16 protein-coding genes are annotated in these 16,040 nt (G+C 40.2%); 4 read left to right on the top strand and 12 right to left on the bottom strand.

What is annotated here, in order from left to right; translation table 11 throughout:
- The first annotated feature begins 8 nt into the window (after positions 1 to 8).
- On the top strand, positions 9 to 1,577 hold the full coding sequence (gene lnt / locus ACTXGH_RS13210) for an apolipoprotein N-acyltransferase (protein WP_181718485.1): 1,569 nt from the start codon (positions 9 to 11) through the stop codon (positions 1,575 to 1,577).
- A 186-nt stretch (positions 1,578 to 1,763) separates the two neighbouring features.
- Here the strand turns inward: lnt and ACTXGH_RS13205 are convergent, their stop codons facing one another.
- Entirely contained in the window at positions 1,764 to 2,690 is a 927-nt protein-coding gene (locus ACTXGH_RS13205) for a cation diffusion facilitator family transporter (RefSeq protein WP_181718484.1), read from the bottom strand.
- A 240-nt stretch (positions 2,691 to 2,930) separates the two neighbouring features.
- On the opposite strand from ACTXGH_RS13205, the gene ACTXGH_RS13200 reads away from it, so the two are divergent.
- A complete protein-coding gene (locus ACTXGH_RS13200; RefSeq protein ID WP_025652669.1) occupies positions 2,931 to 3,320 on the top strand; it encodes a DUF6122 family protein in 390 nt (129 codons plus the stop codon).
- Positions 3,321 to 4,471: 1,151 nt separating this feature from the next.
- On the opposite strand, the gene ACTXGH_RS13195 is transcribed toward ACTXGH_RS13200, so the two are convergent.
- From ACTXGH_RS13195 to ACTXGH_RS13155, 9 genes are all read right to left on the bottom strand, one after another.
- The gene (locus ACTXGH_RS13195; RefSeq protein WP_025652670.1) at positions 4,472 to 5,440 is read right to left on the bottom strand and encodes a DNA-binding protein; all 969 of its coding nucleotides are present in this window, start codon (positions 5,438 to 5,440) and stop codon (positions 4,472 to 4,474) included.
- A 128-nt stretch (positions 5,441 to 5,568) separates the two neighbouring features.
- On the bottom strand, positions 5,569 to 5,697 hold the full coding sequence (locus ACTXGH_RS13190) for a BrnA antitoxin family protein (protein WP_143007432.1): 129 nt from the start codon (positions 5,695 to 5,697) through the stop codon (positions 5,569 to 5,571).
- 274 nt (positions 5,698 to 5,971) lie between these two features.
- Positions 5,972 to 7,222 carry a replication initiation protein gene (locus ACTXGH_RS13185; RefSeq protein ID WP_218690612.1) on the bottom strand — a complete coding sequence of 417 codons (1,251 nt, stop codon included), beginning with the start codon at positions 7,220 to 7,222 and terminating at the stop codon, positions 5,972 to 5,974.
- Positions 7,223 to 7,758: 536 nt separating this feature from the next.
- Positions 7,759 to 8,013: a Txe/YoeB family addiction module toxin gene (locus tag ACTXGH_RS13180; protein ID WP_025652646.1), complete on the bottom strand. Its 255-nt coding sequence runs from the start codon at positions 8,011 to 8,013 to the stop codon at positions 7,759 to 7,761.
- Positions 8,010 to 8,300: a type II toxin-antitoxin system Phd/YefM family antitoxin gene (locus ACTXGH_RS13175; protein WP_025652647.1), complete on the bottom strand. Its 291-nt coding sequence runs from the start codon at positions 8,298 to 8,300 to the stop codon at positions 8,010 to 8,012. The genes ACTXGH_RS13180 and ACTXGH_RS13175 overlap by 4 nt, the downstream gene beginning before the upstream one ends.
- A gap of 93 nt (positions 8,301 to 8,393) precedes the next feature.
- Positions 8,394 to 8,627, bottom strand: a complete 234-nt coding sequence (locus ACTXGH_RS13170; protein WP_025652648.1) for a type II toxin-antitoxin system RelB/DinJ family antitoxin — start codon at positions 8,625 to 8,627, stop codon at positions 8,394 to 8,396.
- Between the two features lie 80 nt (positions 8,628 to 8,707).
- On the bottom strand, positions 8,708 to 9,661 hold the full coding sequence (locus ACTXGH_RS13165; protein ID WP_045448300.1) for a replication initiation protein: 954 nt from the start codon (positions 9,659 to 9,661) through the stop codon (positions 8,708 to 8,710).
- A 329-nt stretch (positions 9,662 to 9,990) separates the two neighbouring features.
- On the bottom strand, positions 9,991 to 10,161 hold the full coding sequence (locus ACTXGH_RS13160; protein ID WP_157292455.1) for a hypothetical protein: 171 nt from the start codon (positions 10,159 to 10,161) through the stop codon (positions 9,991 to 9,993).
- 198 nt (positions 10,162 to 10,359) lie between these two features.
- A complete protein-coding gene (locus ACTXGH_RS13155; RefSeq protein WP_218690611.1) occupies positions 10,360 to 10,701 on the bottom strand; it encodes a hypothetical protein in 342 nt (113 codons plus the stop codon).
- A gap of 262 nt (positions 10,702 to 10,963) precedes the next feature.
- Here ACTXGH_RS13155 and ACTXGH_RS13150 point away from each other — a divergent pair, with 262 nt between their 5' ends.
- Complete coding sequence (locus tag ACTXGH_RS13150; protein WP_439297164.1) at positions 10,964 to 13,615, top strand: MobA/MobL family protein; 2,652 nt, start codon at positions 10,964 to 10,966, stop codon at positions 13,613 to 13,615.
- 25 nt (positions 13,616 to 13,640) lie between these two features.
- Positions 13,641 to 14,597: a hypothetical protein gene (locus tag ACTXGH_RS13145; protein WP_439297165.1), complete on the top strand. Its 957-nt coding sequence runs from the start codon at positions 13,641 to 13,643 to the stop codon at positions 14,595 to 14,597.
- Positions 14,598 to 14,917: 320 nt separating this feature from the next.
- Here the strand turns inward: ACTXGH_RS13145 and ACTXGH_RS13140 are convergent, their stop codons facing one another.
- Together ACTXGH_RS13140 and ACTXGH_RS13135 are read right to left on the bottom strand one after the other, a co-directional pair.
- Positions 14,918 to 15,193 (bottom strand): hypothetical protein, encoded by a 276-nt coding sequence (locus ACTXGH_RS13140; RefSeq protein WP_439297166.1) that lies wholly within the window; start codon positions 15,191 to 15,193, stop codon positions 14,918 to 14,920.
- 156 nt (positions 15,194 to 15,349) lie between these two features.
- Positions 15,350 to 15,574 carry a helix-turn-helix domain-containing protein gene (locus ACTXGH_RS13135; protein ID WP_025652654.1) on the bottom strand — a complete coding sequence of 75 codons (225 nt, stop codon included), beginning with the start codon at positions 15,572 to 15,574 and terminating at the stop codon, positions 15,350 to 15,352.
- Between the last annotated feature and the right edge of the window lie 466 nt (positions 15,575 to 16,040).

The following is a 16,040-nucleotide window of genomic DNA, read 5'->3' as shown; positions in this document are numbered from 1 at the left end:
AATTTGCGATGCACCTGTCTACTATTAGTCTACAAAAGCGTTTGAGTACTCACTTAAATCAATTACCGCTATGGCTTACGCTAGTAGCAGCATGGCTTGCAGGGGCTATTTTTTTATTTGCATTATCGCCTTATGGGTTCTGGCCGCTAGCAATAGTGTCACCAGCGATTTTATATGCGCTGTTGGTGCCAAATATGAGTGGTCGTCGCGCTTTTATTATCGGTGAAGCTTACGGTATGGGGCTATGGTGCGTCGGCGGCTTTTGGCTCTATACAGCTATCCATGATTATAGCGATACTCCAACGTGGCTCGCATTGATTATGATTGGATTGATGGGTCTCGGTATGGGACTGTTTCATGGATTTTTAGCACTAGCCTTTAACCGTATGGTAGGCAAACAACCCTTTTCATTTGCTGCTCTTTGGGTGCTACAAGAATGGTTAAAAACTTGGTTATTCACAGGCTTTCCGTGGCTGTTTGTTGGTTATGCGTTTACTGAAGAGTATTGGTTATCGTCCTTAGCACCCGTTGCTGGTGTTTTTGCCGTCTCTTTTGTTGCCATACTATTGGCTGCAAGTTTAGTAGAGCTACTGCTTCGGCGCAGTAGTTATGCCGTCGTTTCTGTACTGTTATTAGCCATTAGCACATCATTATGGCTGGTCAATCCGCAATGGACAAAACCTAAGGGCACACCTGATCTGTCAGTGTCATTGATTCAAGGTAATATTTCACAAGATATAAAGTGGCTGACTCAATATCAAGTAGAAACGCTAAAGATTTATGCGAAGTTAACGCGCACTGAGTGGGGACGTGATGTTGTGGTGTGGCCTGAATCATCTATTCCGATGTTTCAGGATGAGGCTGCGGGCTTTATTAGTGAAATGATAGAAATGGCTAATGCGACCAATACGACATGGATAACTGGTATCCCTTATAAGGATAAAGTGGCATTCAATGCCAATACGGATAAGTATCCCCCATTTTACAATAGCGTGATTGCTCGAGGTGTAGAAGCGGAAGGCCTATACAAGAAGCAGCGTCTGGTGCCTTTTGGAGAGTATATTCCATTTGAAGGCGTGCTCGATATTTTCCCAAGTTTGGCCGGTAGTCAGGATATTAAGAGCTATAGTCGTGGTAGTGATCAGCAGTCACCGCTACAGGTGCGTGGACACAATATAGGGACGGCTATCTGTTATGAGGTAGCTTATCCAGATACCACGCGTAAAAATGCAATCGATACTGACTTTTTGTTGACCGTCTCTAACGATGCCTGGTTTGGCACTTCAGCAGGACCATTGCAACATTTGCAAATGGTACAAATGCGCGCGCTTGAGAACGGGCGCTGGTTTATTCGAGCGACCAATACTGGTGTTACCGCTATCATTAACCATAAAGGTCGTATTGTAAAACGCGCACCGCAGTTTGAGCGTACTGTACTACGTGGTGAGATACAGGCACGGGTTGGTAACACTCCCTTTATGCTTATGGGAAATTATCCTATCTTGATAATAATAACCCTGTTATTACTACTAAGCTATTTTGGCCAAGGTCTAACCACACTTAGAAGACGAGGGTAATAGTAAACTTAATCATAATAATTTAATCAGCGTAAGTTTTTTATTTTTTCTAGGTAACGTCCTAACGCACGTAAATATAAAAGTTTTAAACTATTGATCACATAAGAACTGATTGAAAAAATTATGTCGACATAAGGCACGCGCCTCATACTTAAAAAGAGATAGCTATATACGGTCTATCATCTTTTAGTTGATACTTTCATTTAATGCACGCGATTTTTGATTGTCATCTGCCTTAGTACCAAATTCAATAGTTGCATGTTGTATATTCTGATGCGCCAAATCTTCCTTGATGTTTTCTTTCATAGTAATAGTCTCTTCAAACGTTATATCGGTCTTCGGTACAATATGAACTGTAAGAGCATTCTCAGTGGTACTCAAAGCCCAGATATGTAAATGATGAAAGTTTTGAATAAAATTATAGCTCTCTAAGATAGCAGTTATTTTACTGAGATCAACATTTTGAGGTACTCCGTCGATAGCAAGCTTGATACTCTCTTTTAGTAGACCCCAAGTCGATAACAGTATAACGACTGAAATAATCAAGCTAACTAGAGGATCAACGATATTCCAACTTGTATAGTAAATAATAATGCCCGAGATAACGACACCTACAGAGACCAATGCATCTACCATTAGATGCAAGAAAGCACCTTTGACATTAATATCGTCTTTTTGACCTTTGTAGAATGCAAAAGCAGAAACAGTATTTATAAATACACCTATTAGAGCTGTAATAATAATAACTTTTCCTGCAACTTCCGGTATGGTATCAAATCGACCCAAGGCCTCATACGCAATACCTATAACGATTGTAACTAACAATATGGCGTTAATAAGAGACGCCATTATAGAAGCTTTTTTGTAGCCATAGGTATAAAGCGTAGTAGATGCTTTCTGTGCTAATTTCATTCCAATTAACGAGATTATTAAACTGGCAACATCACTTAAGTTGTGGCTAGCGTCTGCGATTAAAGCTAATGAATTGATTGAGTAGCCCACTATGAACTCAATCAGCGTAAATGCAGAATTTAGACCAATTCCAATATAAAAAGCCTTATTCATATTTTTAGGGTTTGGAGCTTGATGACTGTGGTTATCTGGATTACTCATGATTCATCCGTATTTAGATTGCTGCATTTTAATTTGAAGAAAAATATATAAAGTCTATTAAATAGCTATTATGGTAATAAGTCTATATCTCATCTCAACCAGTGATTTTTTGGACAGGTATAATAATGAGAAGGTGAGTGTATGATGTATATATTTCACATGCAGTCGAAAGACAAAAATATCTTATGTTTTATCTGAGATTGATGTGCCACTACAAACTATCTTGAATCGGAAAAATCGATGAGTCAAACCGTTATCCATTATTTTCTACATTTTGGCATGCCGTTGATTATCGCCTATATGTTTTTTCGTAGTGACTATAAGCGAGTTTATTTGATCCTAATAGCAACCATGCTAGTTGATTTAGATCATCTTCTAGCGACACCTATCTTTTCGCCCAATCGTTGTAGTATTAATTTCCATCCGCTACATACTTATTATGCGATGGCAGTATATGCGGGCATGTTGTTTTTACCAAAGCCCTATAAGATAATTGGTTTAGGGTTATTACTGCATATGTTGACTGATTTAAATGACTGTATAATGACCTATATTAATTGTCCACAGTGTTTGAGTCAGGCTCCTGCCCGTGAGTTGGTAGCGTGGTTAGGCAGAGCTATTAAGTTTTAATACGGTTGTGACTACATTCCTTTGTTCAGAGGATATAGTCTAAACAGAGTTTGTGGCACAGCCAGCTATCAGTACAGTGGATAGTGGAGGAATGGTAAAGATAATTTTCAAGTTATACTCCTACTTAAACCACCCTAGTATGGTTGGAAATTTAACGTCTTGTGAGTATGTACTAAATGCTAACTTCAAAATAATTGAAATACTTACGCTAAATGATGATAAAAAAAGCCTAAGCAATTTAATGCAGAACTAGATATTAAAAACCTAGTCTATATGTCAAACAAAAAAATGCCTCTGGGAGTTGACTCCTAGAGGCATTTAGTTTTTAATGTAATTAACGGTTACAGTGTGCGTCAACACGCTGTAACGAACAAATAAGCATGTGAAGTGCGTTATTTGAACAGCATTAAATGCCCGTATAAGTGCATTTTATCTTAAAGTCTGCTCAATATCAATATACCTACCGTATACTTATTCGCTCGTTACATCCTCGTGCAGCTCTCTCTGTAATTGTTACCCGTCAAATGGGTGGCAGGCCTCGGTGACGACTGCGTTTGACATAAGGGTGAGCTCCCTACAGGGGTGACTAGACAAAGGATCAGAGCAACGCAATGAGTGGTTACTTGTGCATATCGTAGCGGTATATTGGGCGAACGCCCTTGCTAGCGTATGACAGCACAGTAGCGGTTATGAGCGTGTCTAGGCGGTGCTATCAGCCGTAATCATAACAGCCGTAGCTTGATACAGTGATACGGTCTTGATGACGCGATGGGCGATGAAGTCGGCATGACTAATCACATCAAATCCAAGGAATGCACTAAAGTGTTTGTGAGTGTTTTTATTATACTCATAACTGCTTTAGGGTGAGTGTTCCTTGAAATCTGCTCAAGGCTCCAAAATCAGCATAAACTCACTTAGGCTAATTTAAGTAGTATATAGCCCACTAGGCTATATACTATAAGAGTCCAGAGAAAAATTTAGAATAGTTAATATACAACAATCACTTATTCAGTGAGTCGATATTGTCATGGTTGATTCATAAGCTTAGTGTGAATAGAACGAGATCTATGTCTTGGGCAAAGTATCTTTCACACTCATAACTGTTCTTTATCTTGAAATCCTAATTAAACTGAAACCTCGAATACTTTTATTTAGTCAGCATCCAAAGTATTATCTTTGTTTTGAATAAGTATTAGAGCATCTTGTGCTTTCTTAAGTTGATCTTGTAACAGAGTCACTTGTTCCTGCTTTGATAAATGACGGCTTGATAGCTCGCTATATTGTTTATTCAATACGCTATGCTCGGCTTCAAGCTTAGCCTGAGTTTGAGTCAGCTGATTATTAAGTCCTGATAGCTTGTCACGTTCAGCGGTGACTGCCTTTAACTCTCCTTTGATCTCTGCGGTAGCCGTTTGTATATCATTCCGCTCAGTGGTGACTGCCTTTAGCTCTGACTTAGTATTTTTAAGTTCAATCTTTAAACGTGCAATCTCTGCCTTATCACTATCAGCTGTGGCTTTAAGCGTGGCTACCTCACCAAGACTGCTAGTCAGCTCTATAGATTGCTTATCTAATGCATTACTCACCTCTGCAAGCTGTGATTGCGCGGTCTTAGCCTTAGTGCGTTCAAGCTCTAATTCATGCCTAGTATCTAATAGCGTCTGTTTGGTAGCGTCATGGTCAGCTGTGGCTTGCTGTGCGCTTTTAGTTGCTGTTTCCGCAGTGCCGGTCACCTCGTCCAGTTGCTGTAGTAAATCCGCTTGTTCCCCCTCCAAGGTCTTAACCGCTTCTTGCGCTTCGTCCATCTCTGCTTGTGCCTTGATCTTAACCACCTCTAAAGCTTCACGCTCTTTAGACAATCTATCATTAGCCATATCAATAGCCGTCTGCCACATATCAGCCCCAAGCGTGTGCAAGCGTTCTGTGATACCACTAGGTAAGTCTACTTGCTGTAGCTCTTGCTCTTCTTGCTGTTCTCGCTTCCAGCTTTGCATCGCATCACTGATAGTCGTGAATGATCCACCGCCTAGCGCCTTACGCACCTCTGCCAGTGTCGGCTTAACCCCTTGCTCTTGTAATTGGTCTGCTGCTGCATGAATATCTTGTATCGTGAGTGCCATGATTTTGTATCCCTTAATAGTATATTGTAGTATGTTGTATATAATATACTACAATATACAACATACTACAATATAGAATGTAAAAAAACCCCAAGTAATCTTGAGGTCATGTGCTTGTTATTTAATGCCTAGTGATCGGTTAGGTATTCTTCTAGGGCATCGTTGATCATGTCTTGATAGTTACCGCCTGTTTGCTTAGCTCTGTCCTTGAATTTGGCAAGGATACTTGGGCTAATGACACTGGTTTCCGTAGACAACGCTTGAAATTTGATACTGCCACGGATCGCGCCTGACCAGTCGGTGACTTCTGGAATGTCCGATAAATCAATGTCGTCATCGCTAAGCGTGGCTAGATGCTCTGAATCTGCTTACTACTTAGCAGTTAGTGGCGGTAATTCGTCTATTTTATAGCTAACCTTGCTCATAATACTCCCTACTAAATCCTATAATATGCCTTGCATAAGAGACCGCACGAGTTCACTATCATCGACTCCCTTTGATGTGTGCGTCACAAGTGAGGTTAAAGCGCTGTTAATTGGCTCTTTTGAGCATATTTTTTATATGTAGCTTTTCATCAAAGTCGGTTAATTTTTTTAAGTAGCGCACATACTCTGCGTAGTATTCAGGTTTTGCCATACGCGCCTCGATCTCTTTTTGTGTCTCAACCGGCGTTTTAATCGATTGAGGAAAATTACTAACTACCTCATGCTTGTCTTTAAGTTTCCAACCATATTTTTTAATCTCAGCTGGACTAAACACTTTGACAATATCTTCAAGGCTTGTACTGCTGGTGTCCCGAATACAAAACACGATTTCACTGATTTCTCGGCCGATTTTGTTTTCTGTATAGCTAACCTTCAGCGGTGTGTGCTTCTCAACCTCTGCTATGGCTTTACCTAAGACCTTAGTTTTAAAGTCTGTGATTTTCTCATACTTGTCTGTGCAGTTGAATTTTTGGCGCAGATACGCAACTGAGTACGCTTTTTTACCACTCTGCAAGTGCAAACAGCTACTGACAAGCTCGAACATTAAAATACCGTAAGAGCCCAGCTCCACGATATAGTGCCTCTCGTACTTCGTGAACGTGTTTGACTTATCAAATACAGTTAACATCTCAGTCACTGTATCTGTCAACGTCACCGCTATTCGCCCTTGACCCTTTAGATACTCACACTCAGCAACCCAACTGCTACCTTTTCTATTGACGACCTCATCTGCTTTGAAATCATAAAACCAAAACGCTTTTTGTAGCAAACTATCCGATAACTCACTTAGCAGCTGGTATGTACCATCTTTTTCGAGCCCATATTCTTTGGCAAACTCTGAAGCTGTCAACATAAACGTCCGCTGATTAGCATTTTTATCAACGGCAGCTCGAACCTTTGGCGATAAAAGCATGATCAGTCGTCTCTCGTTATGCGTCAAATCTGTAATCGCGTTTAATAATCTGTTTTGTAGCACAATCCAATTCGGCCCATAAACCCAGTTGCTATGGTCTTTTTTATCGGATGCTGTACTACTGGCATCTGAACTTGCATTTTGAGGGGCTTGTATAGGCTTTTGAATCTCTTCTTCAAAAGGCAATACCTCAAAATCAAAGTCAATAGGAATGGGCTCAATAATCTCAATAGAGGCGTTGAAATCATTTCTTGTGTATCTAATATGATTGATTAAAGCCTCACGCTCCTCTGGTGTCAGCGGTTTTTCAACGCGTACCCTGATTGTATGGCCAAAGTCTTGCCTAAGCTTGTCTTGAAAACCCTGCATTTCTTCAGGTGTCATATCCTGACCTATTTGTTTGGTTTTAACTAATATAACATATATGACGAAAAATTTTATAATTTTTCGTCATATACAAGGTATTTGTCTACCTAAAACAAGCTAAATGTCTACCTATACACTAAAACAACAAGGTATTTGTCTACCTATAACAAGGTTAACGTCGTCATTTAAATAAAAAAAATCCCCTGTAATACTTATAAATGAAGCGCTACAGAGGATTGGCGAAAAACGTATAAATCTGTTAAATCTGTATATATAAATACAAAATAATATACGTGTATTTTTAGGTAAGAATAAAACAGCAACTATTTTATTCTGTGGTAACGTGATCAGAGGTATAGTCACCATTAGCAATTATATGGCGTCGTATGACCACATAAGGTTTGTTGTCGAATGTTTAGGTCGAAGTACTAACCAATATATTTAGACGTCTCTACAGAGCTTTCTCGTTCGTTTTAGGACACATAGCCAGAATGGAAAATAAAAAAGTGCCTGATTCTTAGGATCAAGCACTTTTGTGAACTAACACTGTTTACTTAATAATGATATCGGCACTGAACGATGATAATGGCATCATCTTGAACCTCATAAACCAGTCTATGCTCTTGATCAATGCGACGCGACCAATAGCCTGCCAGATCGTGTTTGAGTGGTTCAGGTTTACCAATACCCTCAAATGGATCACGTTTGATGGCTTTAATCAGCTTACTTATTTGCTTGACCTTCTCTTTGCTGGTTTTTTGCCAGTATTCGTAGTCCTCCCACGCATCCTGTGTCCAAGATAAGATCAAGCGTCCACCTCATCATCACAAGTCAATAATGCGTCATCCGTATTGATGTCATGCTCGATTAAACGACCCGCCTTAGCATCGGCTATAGAGCGTCTGAGGCGCTTGGCATTAGTGGGGCTTTTTAGCAGATGAAGCGTTTCCTCATATGAATTAAACTCTTCTAAACTCATGAGTACCGCAGGTTTGGCGTTTTGTCTAGTAATCACGATCGGCGATTTGTCGGTATCTACCTTATCGATATATTTGGCTAGGCCCTTTCTAAAATCAGTGTAGTTCACAACATCCATAACGATTACTCCGTGTTTGGTCATCTTTATTTGTATGACTGATATTATATACCATATCTGTACTTATATCTGTACAGTTATTTTTACACTGATTTATTTATGGCGCTGGCCGCTCAATCCGTAATCACCCGCAGAAGTTTGTGGCGGCGTATTAAGATTAGAGGGTTTTTGATAATCAAAGGATAACGGCACGGTATTGGTTTGCGCCACTTGAGTTAAGAACAATTTGATTGCTTGAGACGGCGTTAATCCATAGCTTTCAAACACGGCAAAGGCGCTATCCTTGAGCTCTTGATCGAGCCTGATATTATAATTGGTTGTCGTCATGGCATTACAAATGGCTTATATATGTACGTACAATATAAACCATTTGTAATGCCAAAACTACTAAGCATGCTTTTTTCATATTATGATTTCTGCTTAGGGAACGTATAGCCTATCGCCAGTAAGTGCTTTTTGTGGGTCTTTAAAAAAGCCTCATCTCTTAATTGAGTGTGTAACCAACTAATAACTTCTTGAGTGCTTTTACCTGATGGTGCGTAACTACCAAACGGTGAGTAGTTAGCCAACAAAGGGGCAAAACGATCAATTTGCTTAACGGTTAGAGGTGGGATATCTCTATCCTCATTATTCTGATTTAGGCCCTCCTGTCCTTTTTTCTTAGTTGGCTTGGCCTTGACGGTGAATGTCAAACCTGTAACTGTGCGTCCACGTTTGATGTTTTCATAGGTGATTTTGATGTCGGTTTTCTGATTAATTTCTTTTATGGGCCCATCAACTGCATTCTCTTTCAAATTGTTGATGCGCTCATACGACTTAGGCGTGCCAAGTTCTTGCCTATATTGATCTAAAGTCATAGAAAAACCACCCTTCCCCTCAGACTTTTTTGCTAGATGGTAAAGGTCTAACGAGTAAGTCAATTTGAGGTTTAAGATATCTTCTTTTAAATATTTAGTGTAAGGGTTGAGCTTATCAAAAACCTGAAGTAAGTATATTACCTCATCTGTAAAATGCATCGATATATAGCCATCTGCATATTTCGACCTGATTAGCCATTGAACCTCTGTATCATCACCATCCTTATCCTCATAAATGAATGTACGCTTCATTAATTTTTTGCTAGCTGATTTCATTTGCTTATAAGCCGAGTTTCTATCTATTCCGCTAAGCTTAGCAAATTCAGAAGACGCAACCTCTATCGGTGTTTTTTCAGTAGCATTATTAACCCTAACCAATGGGCTCGCTAGAATAATGATGCGCTTCTCATCAATAGACATCTCTCTAAAAGCTTGAGTAATTTTATTCTGCATAACAATCCATTTTTCAGGATATTTTTTTTCGTATAGCTCGACATCATTCATTATGACAACCTCATTATGCTAGTTACTTTAAGATACTAGCATAATGCGGGATAAAAGTAGCATTTAAACGGGATAAAAGTAGCATAATGCGGGATAAAAGTAGCATAATGCGGGATAAAAGTAGCATAATAGAGTGCGTAACCCTTTAATAGCAAAGCTTACAGACTGTCTAAAAGTCTTTAAAAGTTTTTAAAAGTAAAAAATATATTTTTATTTTAAATAATAAGGAAAAAACCAAAAAACCGACGGATTTAAGATGATAATTTGATCGACCAATCACTTGTAAAACTGATCAGTAGCTCAGAATGCAATTGTCCATTTACTTAATGTTATTCCACGTTCGCATGGTTCGGATCAAGCTTAGATCTTTGAAGATCTTCAAAAGCATGGTCAAAGATATTTTGAATATCTTCGTCTGTCATTCTGGACAACCCTGTTTTCACATTCTCAATATCAGTCTCATTTTTTGTAGATAGTTTGTCTTCATTTTCAGTAGCCATTATCGACACATCTGTAAACACTTATCAAACCGTTGCTAAAAAGCCTAGAAACCACTCTTATATACGTTTTACGCTCTGTCCGATACGATGGTAGCTAAAGCTATTCTAAAACGCTTAAAACAGCCGATAACCGTCTCCTAACCTTTCGCTAATTAGTAGACGATCCAGCTGTACCTTCAATTAGGCGATTTCGAGTAGCTACTGTGATGATGAATAAATATCAAGCAATGAACCGTAGTCACTGTCCTGACTGTTTTTAGGTGGTGTAAAGCTGCTTGGTGTTTCCTTAGCTTCACTTTGCATCTTATGAGCGATTGATTTTAAAAATTCACGGTGCTTTTTCAAACGGACATATTTTTCATTATCGTGTGCGTCTAAAAAAATAGCTTGCAGTTCATGATTGTCATCATCGTCTAATGCGTTGGCCAACCACTCCCCCAATATTTTATGTGCTTCAAGCCTGTCCTGATCAATCTCTTTCTTAAGAGCCTGTAATTGCTTAATCTTATTTGCAAATAAATCATCTGATATTACTGACATTACCTCATCCTTTTTTTAGCCAACTATGATAGAGTTGATCCTAGCAGTACATACACAGGTATGCAAGGTAGTAAAATACACAAGACCACATCGTTTCGTGGGCGCAGTAGTATTTTAACACTCTGTTAAGAGCGAACTTAGGAGTTTATGTAAAAAAGGCCCACAAGGGGCGCTATTTTTTTACATAAACTCCGTCGTTCGGCAGGGGGCGAACCCCCTACAACCCCCAAAAAATCATCTCTCAATATTGGGTTTTTTTGCTATGAATAATAAAGGGTTCCATCTGTCGGTTAGCGCCGTTAGTAAGGCGAAAAATCATAGCGTGGTGGCAAAGTCGGCTTATAATTCTGGCTCAAAACTGGTTGATGAGCAGTCAGGAGTCGTCCACGATTACACCAGTAAAGCTAAAGACAAAATCTTAAATTTAGTGGACAGTGATGGTACTAAATACACGCAAGTTATTGAGAAAAATGTGATGCATACGGCGTTGATAACGCCAACTCTTGCTGGGGATTTGGCGGTAACGCGTGAGGGGTTTTGGAATGATATCGAACGTATTGAGACTCGTAAAAACGCGCAATTGGGTACTGAGATTGACATGATGTTTCCTGAGGGGATCACGGCTGATCAGCGCATGGTGCTGGTCGAGCGCTACGCTCAAACCTTATCTGATCGCTATAATGTGCTTGTCGATGTGGCCATCCATCGACCCCACAGTCATGAGAAACATGTGGGGAAAGGTGAAGTGGTTGAGCTGACCAGTAGTAACTTTCATGCCCATATTTTACTCTCAAGCCGTGAAGTATTAGCGGATGCGGATAAAGGTTATGTCTTATCGAAGCGTAAGAATTGGACACAGTGGTCAACCGGTGAGCGGCTATCCAAAGGACTAAATGGGCGCGGTGATGAGCTTAAATATCAACGCACCCTTTGGGCGGATATGGCTAACGAGCTATTGCCTGAGAATAAAGCGATCAATGAGAAATCGTACCGTGAGCAGGGCATTAATCGTTTACCAAAAATGAAACTGGGCAAGTCATTGTATAAGGATGTCTTAAAAGGTAAGCGCTCAGTGATTCATGAATACAACGAGACAATTGATGAGATCAATGCCTACATCGAAAAAAATGGTCTGGTAATTGAGTATGACGACAAGGGTCGCATTGATCTTGAGAGCAACGCACAAGAGGTTAATGGCGTTACAGTGCATTATAAAAAGCGTAAACCCTTTGCGCGACTTGAGCTTAGTAACATTCGCTTGGTGGATCCCGCCGCTGAACTGACACCCGCTACCCTTAAAAAGGACAGTCAGACTCATAGTGATGCGGCCAATGATGACGTACTTGATGAGCTTTTAGTGATCTCAGACGATTTTGAGCAGCAAAAAAAGATGGTACGCAGCGCCTTATTCTCAACCATTGATAGGCTGCATGAAGAGTTAGCACACCAGTCTAAACAGACCATCACTATTGACAAAAATATTAAAAGCACACCGAGGTTCACCGAAGAGGTGGGACAGGATTACAGCACGTCCCGCCAAAAAATGATTGAGCTTACCAAGCAAATAAACACAAAAGAGAAAAGCGAGGCTCTAAATGAGGCTTTAGCGTTGGTTGAGCAGTTTAGACAAGACGACACCCTACAAACGGGCCGTGCCGTTACCAGTCTTGAGAAGCAACTGTCACAGATTGATAAAATAGTGCTGAACAATAAAGCGGTGCTAAAAAAGCTGATCCCGCTTAATAATGAAGTCGTTGCTGACTACAAAGGGTTAAAGGCCACCCTAAAACCATTTGCCGCAAAGCTGAATAAACTGGCGACTGGCTTTAAAGCACTTGATGAGATTGATATTGAAAAATCCGACTTATCCTTACAGTGGGATCAAGCGTTTGCTGATCTACAAGATATAGACGTCACCAATAACATGGACACTTATCATAAGTTTGCCGCATTTGCAGATCTGGATGTTGAGCGCTTTAAATACCTTGAAAAAGAGCGTGAGGCGCTCAGTACGTTAAAAGCAGTAGAGGTAGACGCGGATGCTTACACTCGTTTAACGGCATTGACCGCTGATGTTAAAGCGTTTAAGACCACAAATAATGAAGACATCAAACAGTTAAAGCAGCAAATTAATACCAGTCAGAAAACCTATCAGCGCCTGTCGCCGTTTTATGAGCAGCGTATCGCCTTACTGGATCAAAGTGAAGCTGTGATTGTGCAAGATGATGACCTATACGATGAGATTACCCGTACCAAGACCACTCAATTGAACGCAGATCGGCTTGATGACTGGCGCAACCGTACGATGGTGCTTCACCACCAGCTCAATAAAGCACATGAGCAAGCAAAGCTTAAGGAAGAGGCTGAGCGCGCACGAGAGGAGGCTTTAACCAGGCGGCGAGTAGCTTTACAACAGAGACGGCAGCAGGCATCTCTTAAGCGTCAGCGAATCAATGAGACCAAAGCATATCGAGATCGATTTGACAATTTAGTGGTACGGGTGCGTGACCGCGTTGATACCCTTGATTTTAAGGCCGTTGATGCACCGATCGAAGTGATCAACGCGGCTGAGGCGGTTGCCGCACAAGCATTTATATTCACCACTCTAAAACGCGCTGACAGCTTTACGACACTACAAAAGAGTTTACGAGACACCGATGCCAAAAAAATTGCAACGCAGGTGCAGAAGGCAGCAACATCGCTGTGGCAACAGCTTGAGCGCTTGCCTGACAATCAAGATAAGGTCGAGGTATTAACCCAGATCAATGAGCGCTTTGAGCACGTTCCTGCTATCACCATAGATGCGGCAACGCTCACGCAAACCGTGACAGATCATTTGCAAAAAACGAAGAGCGCTATCCAAGCGCATGAACAAGCACAAACACGCCGCTACCCATCACCACGTCCATTTTAGGCGGCATTATGATAATGAGCATCCCATGAATAAAGACAATAGCAATGAGTACGACATTCACGACGAGCTTATTAATCTCGTGACCAGACTCAAACCTGTGATCGAAGCGCTGCGAGCATTGATTGGACAAGCCGATGATGCGGTGGCAACGCGCCTTGATCAATCGCTTGGCCATATTGATGCCAAGATAGAGGAGATGACTGCCGTTACTCAAAAGCTGGATGGTAGCGCAAACAGTGCCTCAGAAGCATTGAGTCAGTATCAGAATCTGGTGTTAGAACAGCTACAAGCGGCAGTGACTACCTTTACTGACACTGAGATGCCGAGCCGTTATGATGACAAAATAGCGGACATCATCACCAATATGAAACAGCAGATTGATACGGCTGTACAGGCGGTCATCACTGCTAAAAACGACAGCATAGAGGCGAAAGTGAATGCCATGCAAGCGGTGGCTGATAAGCTTGGCGCTAGTGCGGACAGTCTTGCGCTATTCACCAGTCAGTATCAAGCCGGTCATGAGCAGATTGTTCAAGATATCAAGGATTTTGAGACCGCTACAAAAAAGCGGATTGGAGAAGTAAAAGAGGATGCTGATGAAGACTTGGGTAAGATTTACAAGTCTATTGAGTTCATGAGTATTAAAAGGATAGCAGCAGTAGCCGCTGCGTGTACGGCAGCAGTGGTAATGAGCCTTATGGCCCTGATATTTTGGTATGTACCAAGCTTTGATAAGATTGCAGAGATGAGACAGCAGCAAGCAGAGCTACAGCGCGGCATCGATGAGCTTGAAACGGGTTGGAAACAGGCCTTTAATAATGCTCAAAGTGCGCAGTTTATTTTGGCTTGTGATGTTAATAAAGATCAGCCTGATGTGATCAGCTGGTGTGTCAGAGCAGACAGTAAAAGCTTTTTGAGAGATGAAAAAGGCTTTGTTTATTATAAAATATCTGGGTCGACTCGCGCGAAACCTACTGAGTAAAGGTTTATGGTAATAGTGAACCATACTCCTCAAAGAGGCCTTTATAGGGTTGGGGTAGCGTAGATAATTGTACGGGCATTTTTAGGCTAGATACTGGTAGCAGATAGCCTTGGTCAAAAATGAGTCTTCTAAAACATATATCAATGAAAAAAGGTTTGTTTGACTGCCGTTATCTTTGTCTATATTAAAAAGCCATTAGTATGGCGTCTGTTAAATTTTTATGGCCATATTAGAAAAAAGCCAGATAATGAAACTTTATCTGGCTTTAAAGATTATTGTTTCTTGTCGAACAAGATATCTGCGAATATCAGCTAAAATAATTATGCTGCTTGGTCAGTATGAGCTGTGACCAACTCCATAAAGGCGGTTTCAAGGATGCTTAAAGTGTAGTCGTCAACGATAAGACCATCATCCAGCTGTCGTTGTACCCAGACATAAACCGCTTCATCATTATAAAGAATAGCGTCAACACCCAGTAATGATGCCAATTGTACACCTTGCTGTATTTGTAAGCTTGATAACAGCTGAGAAGCTAAGGCTTTAGCCTGTTCACTAAACCATGTGCAGCTGTTGAGCCGCGATAGATTGTTATTCATTGGTATTCTCCTGTAGATTATTGTGTGTTAATAATGGATAAAATGACTTACTACAGGTCAAATTATACCTATATTTTAATCTATTACAAGAGAAAATGACCTTCTGAAGGTCTTTTTATACGTTTAAAGGTAATAATATCTTATGAGTGAGGGTGTTCACTCAGGAGACTCACTGCTGTCCTCATTTATGATTTCATATAAATCGCCAACATTGATTCTAAGATACGTGCATAAAGACTCGATGACATCTAGATCAACTCGGGTGGCTTCTTCATGGTACATGCGAGTAATGGTGCCACGATTGATACCAGTATCTCTTGCGACATCGGCAATTTTAAGACGTCTTTCGCCCATGATGGTTGATAAGTGACACTTCACCATAGTGGTTTCCTCATTAACGATTAGTGGTTTTTGATTGGTGAGCGGATTATAACGAATATGAGCGGCTCAAGTATTCCTTTTAGTAGCTCAAATTGGTATCCAATAGCGGTAATTTACCTAGTAGTAGGCATTTTATTATGCTGTCTTTGATATAGGACGTCTATCATGATGGATATACGCTAGTTAAAAAAGGCGATGCTATTTTTGCTGTGACATATTGCTATTAGTAATGATGTGACGTACATTTTTAGTTATACTTATATACTTATATACTTATATACTTATATACTTATATACTTATATACTTATATACTTATATACTTATATACTTATATACTTATATACTTATATACTTATATACTTATATACTTATATACTTATATACTTATATACTTATATACTTATATACTTATATACTTATATACTTATATACTTATATACTTATATACTTATATACTTATATACT

The organism is Psychrobacter sp. 1Y10 (genome assembly GCF_052259005.1).
Classification (GTDB): Bacteria; Pseudomonadota; Gammaproteobacteria; order Pseudomonadales; family Moraxellaceae; genus Psychrobacter; species Psychrobacter saeujeotis.
Note: the sequence above shows the minus strand (reverse complement) of the source record. Positions and strands in the feature narration are given on the sequence as shown.